This window comes from Acinetobacter sp. WC-141 (assembly GCF_000313935.1).
In the GTDB taxonomy this organism is placed as follows: domain Bacteria; phylum Pseudomonadota; class Gammaproteobacteria; order Pseudomonadales; family Moraxellaceae; genus Acinetobacter.
In genome coordinates, this window is sequence record NZ_AMSS01000084.1 from 42,512 (window position 1) to 48,843 (window position 6,332).

At 37.8% G+C, this 6,332-nt stretch carries 5 protein-coding genes; 1 reads left to right on the top strand and 4 read right to left on the bottom strand.

Features of this window, described 5'->3' with window-relative positions; genetic code table 11:
* Nucleotides 1-293: 293 nt before the first annotated feature.
* The 3 genes from dnaK to ACINWC141_RS15990 form a co-directional block, all read right to left on the bottom strand.
* On the bottom strand, nucleotides 294-2,234 hold the full coding sequence (gene dnaK / locus ACINWC141_RS15980; protein WP_002115449.1) for a molecular chaperone DnaK: 1,941 nt from the start codon (nucleotides 2,232-2,234) through the stop codon (nucleotides 294-296).
* 118 nt (nucleotides 2,235-2,352) lie between these two features.
* Nucleotides 2,353-2,907, bottom strand: a complete 555-nt coding sequence (gene grpE / locus ACINWC141_RS15985; RefSeq protein WP_002115470.1) for a nucleotide exchange factor GrpE — start codon at nucleotides 2,905-2,907, stop codon at nucleotides 2,353-2,355.
* Between the two features lie 162 nt (nucleotides 2,908-3,069).
* Nucleotides 3,070-3,963, bottom strand: coding sequence for a LysR family transcriptional regulator (locus ACINWC141_RS15990; protein ID WP_009392834.1), 894 nt, complete (start codon nucleotides 3,961-3,963; stop codon nucleotides 3,070-3,072).
* 107 nt (nucleotides 3,964-4,070) lie between these two features.
* Here ACINWC141_RS15990 and ACINWC141_RS15995 point away from each other — a divergent pair, with 107 nt between their 5' ends.
* A complete protein-coding gene (locus tag ACINWC141_RS15995) occupies nucleotides 4,071-4,937 on the top strand; it encodes an MBL fold metallo-hydrolase (protein WP_009392844.1) in 867 nt (288 codons plus the stop codon).
* Nucleotides 4,938-5,323: 386 nt separating this feature from the next.
* On the opposite strand, the gene ACINWC141_RS16000 is transcribed toward ACINWC141_RS15995, so the two are convergent.
* Nucleotides 5,324-6,332 (bottom strand): IS3 family transposase gene (locus ACINWC141_RS16000; RefSeq protein WP_155757872.1). Its coding sequence is split into 2 segments (ribosomal slippage), with 1,010 coding nucleotides annotated over them: nucleotides 5,324-6,147 and nucleotides 6,147-6,332; the frame shifts between segments, so codons are not numbered across the junction. This gene is flagged as partial in the annotation.

The window sequence follows — 6,332 nt, forward strand, 5'->3', positions numbered from 1 at the left end:
GCTAGTTAATTTAATTCGTCAAAATGATAAAAACTTCAATAGATTAGTAAGGTGTGTGATCTTGATAAAAAAATTACAAAAGAAGTTTTGAGATTTGGCAATAATGGAATAATTAATGTAATAAATAACAGTGGTTTTTTAATAAAAAAATCTTAATTAAGATTAATAACTTATTTTTTATGATTGATCTTTTTGACATTAAATAATTTAAAAATATACTGAAAAATATATTGTTATTTTTTGTAACTAATAAAAAACCGCGCCTAAGCGCGGTTTTTTATTAAAGAAACAAATTATTTTTTGTCATCTTTAACTTCAGTAAATTCAGCATCTACAACGCCATCATCTGCTTTTTGTTGACCCGCATCGCCACCTTGGAATGCATTTGGATCAAAGCCTTCAGCGCCACCAGCTTGTTGTGCTTGTTCATAAGCACGTTGAGTGATAGGCATCAAGATGTTTTGTAAAGCTTCAGTTTTCGCTTTGATATCTTCAACATCGTTTTCTTTAGTTGCTGCTTCAAGTTCAGAAACTGCAGTACTCACAGCAGTTTTTTCATCTTCAGTAACTTTATCACCAAGATCTTTAACTGCTTTATTCGAGCTTGAAATTAATGCATCAGCTTCGTTACGAGCTTTTGCAAGTTCTTCAAACTTACGATCTTCTTCAGCATTCGCTTCAGCATCTTTAATCATTGCTTCGATTTCAGCATCAGACAAACCTGAGTTCGCTTTAATCTGGATCGATTGCTCTTTACCAGTGCTCTTATCTTTAGCAGATACTTTCAAGATACCATCAGCGTTGATGTCGAAAGATACTTCAATTTGTGGCACACCACGTGGAGCAGGTGGGATGTCGCCTAATTGGAAGTTACCCAACAATTTGTTTTGTTGAGCCATCTTACGTTCACCTTGGTAAACAGAAATGTCTACAGCAGGCTGGTTGTCAGCAGCAGTAGAGAACACTTGTGATTTCTTCGCAGGAATCGTTGTGTTTTTCTCAATGATTGGTGTTAATACACCACCCATTGTTTCAATACCTAAAGTTAATGGTGTTACGTCTAATAAAAGAACGTCAGTTTTGTCACCAGACAATACTGCACCTTGAATCGCAGCACCGATTGCAACTGCTTCGTCAGGGTTCACGTCTTTACGTGGCTCTTTACCAAAGAATTCTTGTACTTTTTGTTGTACAAGTGGCATACGAGACTGACCACCAACCAAGATCACATCAGAGATGTCAGAAGTCGAAAGACCAGCATCTTTAAGTGCGATTTTACAAGGCTCAATTGTACGAGCAACCAAATCAGCAACTAAACCTTCAAGTTTTGCACGTGTTACATTGATCACTAAGTGTTTAGGACCAGTTGCATCAGCTGTGATGTATGGAAGGTTGATTTCAGTTGCGTTAGATGAAGAAAGCTCGATTTTTGCTTTTTCAGCAGCTTCTTTCAAACGTTGTAACGCAAGTGGATCATTTTTCAAGTTCACACTTTGTTCTTTCTTAAATTCTTCAACTAAGAATTCAATTAATGCGTTATCAAAGTCTTCACCACCAAGGAAAGTATCACCGTTTGTTGATAACACTTCGATTTGTTGGTCGCCATCAAGGTCTGCGATTTCAATGATTGATACGTCAAAAGTACCACCACCTAAGTCGTAAACTGCAACTTTACGGTCGCCTTCTTTTTTGTCCATACCGAACGCAAGTGCAGCAGCAGTTGGTTCGTTAATAATACGTTTAACGTCTAAACCAGCGATTTTACCCGCATCTTTAGTTGCTTGACGTTGAGCATCGTTAAAGTAAGCAGGAACAGTAATAACTGCTTCAGTAACTGTTTCACCTAAATAGTCTTCTGCAGTTTTCTTCATCTTTTTCAAGATTTCAGCAGAAACCTGTTGAGGCGCTAATTTTTTATCGTTTACTTCAACCCAAGCATCGCCATTGTCTGCTTTGATGATTTTATAAGGTACAAGACCGATATCTTTTTGTACCGCTTGATCTTCATAACGACGACCGATTAAACGCTTGATAGCGAATAATGTATTTTTCGGGTTAGTTACTGCCTGACGCTTAGCACTTTGACCTACTAAGATCTCGCCATCTTTATAAGCAATGATCGATGGAGTTGTACGTGCGCCTTCAGCGTTTTCGATTACTTTTACTTTATCGCCTTCAAGTACAGCAACGCATGAGTTGGTAGTACCTAAGTCAATACCAATAATTTTTGCCATGTGACGTTTTCCTCAAAAATTCTTTTGCAATGTTTTTGCTTGTTATCCGATATGAGAGTGAATCTATTTTTTTCAAGCGTTTTAGCGAAAAAAAATCTAAAAACTCTCAAAAAATTATTTATTGACCCACCATAACCATAGCAGGGCGCAATAAGCGACCATTTAATGTATAGCCCTTTTGTAAAACGCTACCGATTTCATTCGCTTTAGCATTTGGGTCAATACCTACAGCTTGATGTAAATCCGCATTGAAGCCATTTTTTGTATCAGCTTCTACAACACCAAATTTTTCAAGTGTGGTTAACAGCGACTTCAAGGTTAGTTTAATACCTTCAAGTACTGGTGTTTCTTCATCGCCAGCTGCTTGAATTGCACGCTCTAAATTATCAACAGAATCTAGTAATTCTTTTGCAAATTTTTCAAGCACAGTCTCTTTATGCTTGTCAGACTCACGTTGAATACGCTCTACACTTTTTTGTGCTTCGTAAACTGCATTCGCAGTACGTGCTTTTTCAAGTTTTAGGCTTTCTTCTAATTTGGTGATTTGCGCTTGTAAAGATTCAACGGTAACGTCGTTTGCTTGCTCTACACCTTCAGCCTGAGTTTGCTCATTAGATTGCTCTGCTTGCTCGTGTTGAATGTCTTGAGCTTGCTCATTTTGCTCATTAGCCATTGATGATCTCCGTTTAAATGGGTTTTTAAACATGTACAGTCCTTTTGGCATCAGCATTTACTGGGTAAAACCTGAACTGCCATGCATATGCTGTAATTCATTAATAGGGATGAAGTATGGGCATTGCCTAAAAATTCAAGCGTACACGGCAATTTAAAACTTTTAATTTTGCGGTTTTAAGTAAAAATTTAAATTTTCGATCATAAAAGCAATAAATTCTTGCGTTATTTTGGGTAAATGTTGCCTTGAAGCATATACCACCGACAAACTTAATTCAGGAGCTGAAAAGTTTTTAAATAAAGGAACTAATCGTTTTTCTTTTAAATCTTTTTTAACTAATAAAGTAGGTAGCATCGCTACCCCTTGAGCATGTATACACATGTCATAAACAGCATTTACATCATTACTTTTAAAGGTAACGTTCAAAGGATAGTTTTGAGGCTGCTGTTCATTATCAAAAAGGGTCCAAAATTGATGTTGGCTATGGTGAGCTAAACATTCATGTTGAATCAGTTGTCTTGGATGGGAGAGGGGACTGTGCTGTTTTAAATAATCAGGATGAGCACAGAAAACAGACTCGATTTGACAAACAGGTCGTGCAATTAATCCATCTGCAACTTTTTGCGTTATACGTAAGGCTAAATCGACCTGTGCATCAATTAAGTCCATTGTATTTTCGGTCAGATATACATCAAATTGAATATGTGGATGTTGCTGTTTAAATTGGCGAATACATTCCCCAACCCCTAATTGAAATAAAAATAAACCACAGGTAAAGCGAATCGTACCGTTATGTTGTTCGGGTGCGGCTAATTCTTGTAAAAGTTGCTGTTGTTGTAAAATATTCTCACAGTAGAGTAGGGCTTTTTCACCCGCTGGAGTGAGAGATATTTTTCGGGTATTTCTTTGAAATAGTCGAGTTGAGAAGGTGTGCTCTAGGTGCTCAAGATAGCGAGAAACCATCGCACGGGAATAATTTAGATGTTCGGCGGCTTTGGTTAAATTGCCATGTTGAGCAATAGAAACAAAGACTTGTATGGCTTTTAATGTGTCCATATGCTTTATCATTATTACAATATATGCAACAGTTTATCTTAATTTAGTGCATTTACCTTACAAGAATTGCAATTTAAAGTATTTCTCATGAATTTGGAGAATACATAATGAAATTTTTTAAATTAACTGCTTCAGTCCTAGCAACTGCTACTGCTTTAACAGTAACTTCCTCAGCTTTTGCGCAAGATTTGAAAATCCAAAGTTTCTTGGCTAAACCCGAACATTTTGGTGTGACTTCTACTTTAATTGAAGGCGATAAAGAAGTTCTGTTGGTGAATGCGCAATTCTCAAAATCTGAAGCATTACGTATTGCTGCGGATATTTTGGATAGTGGTAAAACATTAAAGACAATTTTCGTAAGTTATGGCGATCCAGACTATTATTTTGGCTTAGATGTATTTAAACAATACTTCCCAAATGTACAAATCATCGCAACGCCAGAAACTGTTAAACATATCCAAGATACTCAAGCGCTTAAAGTGAAATATTGGGGTCCACAAATGGGTGCAAATGCGCCTAGTCAAATTATTGTGCCTCAAGCTTATACTGCTAAAACTTTAAAGTTAGAAAATGAGTCGATCGAGATTAAAGGTAAGAAAGAACTCACTTATTTATGGATTCCTTCTTCTAAAGCAGTAGTAGGTGGTATTCCTGTCTCTTCAGGTATTCATTTATGGATGGCAGATACGCCAAAAGTTAAAGATCGCAATGAAGTGATTCAAGCTTTAGAAAGTATTAAATCACTCCAACCTCAAACTGTTGTTCCAGCTCATATGGTTGAGGGAGCTCCACAAGGTTTGGATGCGGTTAACTTCTCTATCGACTATCTCAAGAGCTATGAGAAAGCGGTCAAAGTAAGTAAAAATGCGAGTGAGCTAGGTCAGCTCATGCAGAAACAATATCCAACATTAAAGAGTGTGGATAGCCTAGAACTAGGCGCAAAAGTTGTAAAAGGTGAGATGCAATGGCCATAATTAAAATCGAAACACCATAAATTTTCTAAAAAGCCGTGGTCCATCCCCGGCTTTTTTTATGAAATAAGGTATTTTCAAGTAAAAAGTCTCTGTAACATTCTACGCACCTTATATAGCGTTTCTATAAAGAGAAAATTTTTAACGAGAGTAAAAGGCTAAGATAAAAATTAGAAATTGATAAAAATAAACAAAAGCTTAAGTTATAGCTTCTATATAAAAGGTAGAGGTGTGGCTAAGAAAGAGGTTTTAATAAAAAATTGCACAATTTGTACTTCTATTACTACAAAAGACAACCAATGATACGCACGCCAGAAAAAAAAATTGTGAATTATAGGCAGCGCGAAGATGGTAATCCTCCCATAAATAACCGAAGTTAAAAGTAGAGGTTAAGCAGCCATTAGAGGTGGCTTTCCTTTGTTAGCTTGATGTGGTCTTTCATGGTTGTAATGCCACAACCAGTTTGTTGCATAATCTTGTACTTCATCCAAAGTATCAAATAAATGCTTGCTCAGCCAACTATAACGTATGGTCCGATTATAGCGTTCAATATACGCATTCTGCTGTGGCTTACCCGGTTGAATATATTCAATACGAATACCGTGCTCAGTAGCCCAGCGCACAAATTCGTGACTGATAAATTCGGGACCATTATCGCATCGGATCACTAACGGTTTTTCTCTCCACTCCAGCAATTGATTCAACGTACGAATAACCCTGATTGTGGGCAATGAGAACCCTGCTTCAATGGCTAGGCCTTCGCGGCGGTAATCATCAATCACATTCAATAATCGAAACTTGCGACCATCGGAAAGCTGATCATGCATAAAATCTAATGACCAAACCTGATTTTCTCGGATTGGTTCTTTCAATGGTTCAGGCGCATGCCGTTTTAGTCTTCTTCTCGGTTTAATACGCAGATTCAGTGCCAACTCACAGTAAATGCGGTAAACCCGCTTGTGATTCCAGCAGCAACTCTCAACATGCCGTAAATACGAGAAGCACAAACCAAAGCCCCAATCGGAATTTTCCTCAGTGAGTTCAATGAGCTGTTCAGCAATGAGTGCATTGTCATCGCTGAGTTTGGCTTGATAGCGGTAGCAGGTTTCACTAATGCCAAATGCTTTACAAGCCAAACGAATACTAATGGCATGCTGGGCAACTGCCTGTTGTGCCATCTTACGCCGGCAAGATGGCTTTACCACTTTTTTGCCATCGCTTCCTGGATGATTTCGGCCTTTAATCGCTCTTCCGCATACATCTTTTTAAGTCTGGTATTTTCGGCTTCTAGCTCTTTCAGTCGAGCCATTAATGATGTATCCATACCACCATATTTGGCACGCCATTTATAAAAGGTAGCATTACTCATGCCGTGTTCACGGCAAAGGGTCGCTACAG

What these genes read in the sequence shown, in the direction of transcription:
- ACINWC141_RS15995 (WP_009392844.1), top strand. Translation starts at nt 4,071, where the DNA reads ATGAAATTTTTTAAATTAACTGCTTCAGTCCTAGCAACTGCTACTGCT.
- ACINWC141_RS15990 (WP_009392834.1), bottom strand. Translation starts at nt 3,963, where the DNA reads ATGGACACATTAAAAGCCATACAAGTCTTTGTTTCTATTGCTCAACAT.
- grpE (WP_002115470.1), bottom strand. Translation starts at nt 2,907, where the DNA reads ATGGCTAATGAGCAAAATGAGCAAGCTCAAGACATTCAACACGAGCAA.
- dnaK (WP_002115449.1), bottom strand. Translation starts at nt 2,234, where the DNA reads ATGGCAAAAATTATTGGTATTGACTTAGGTACTACCAACTCATGCGTT.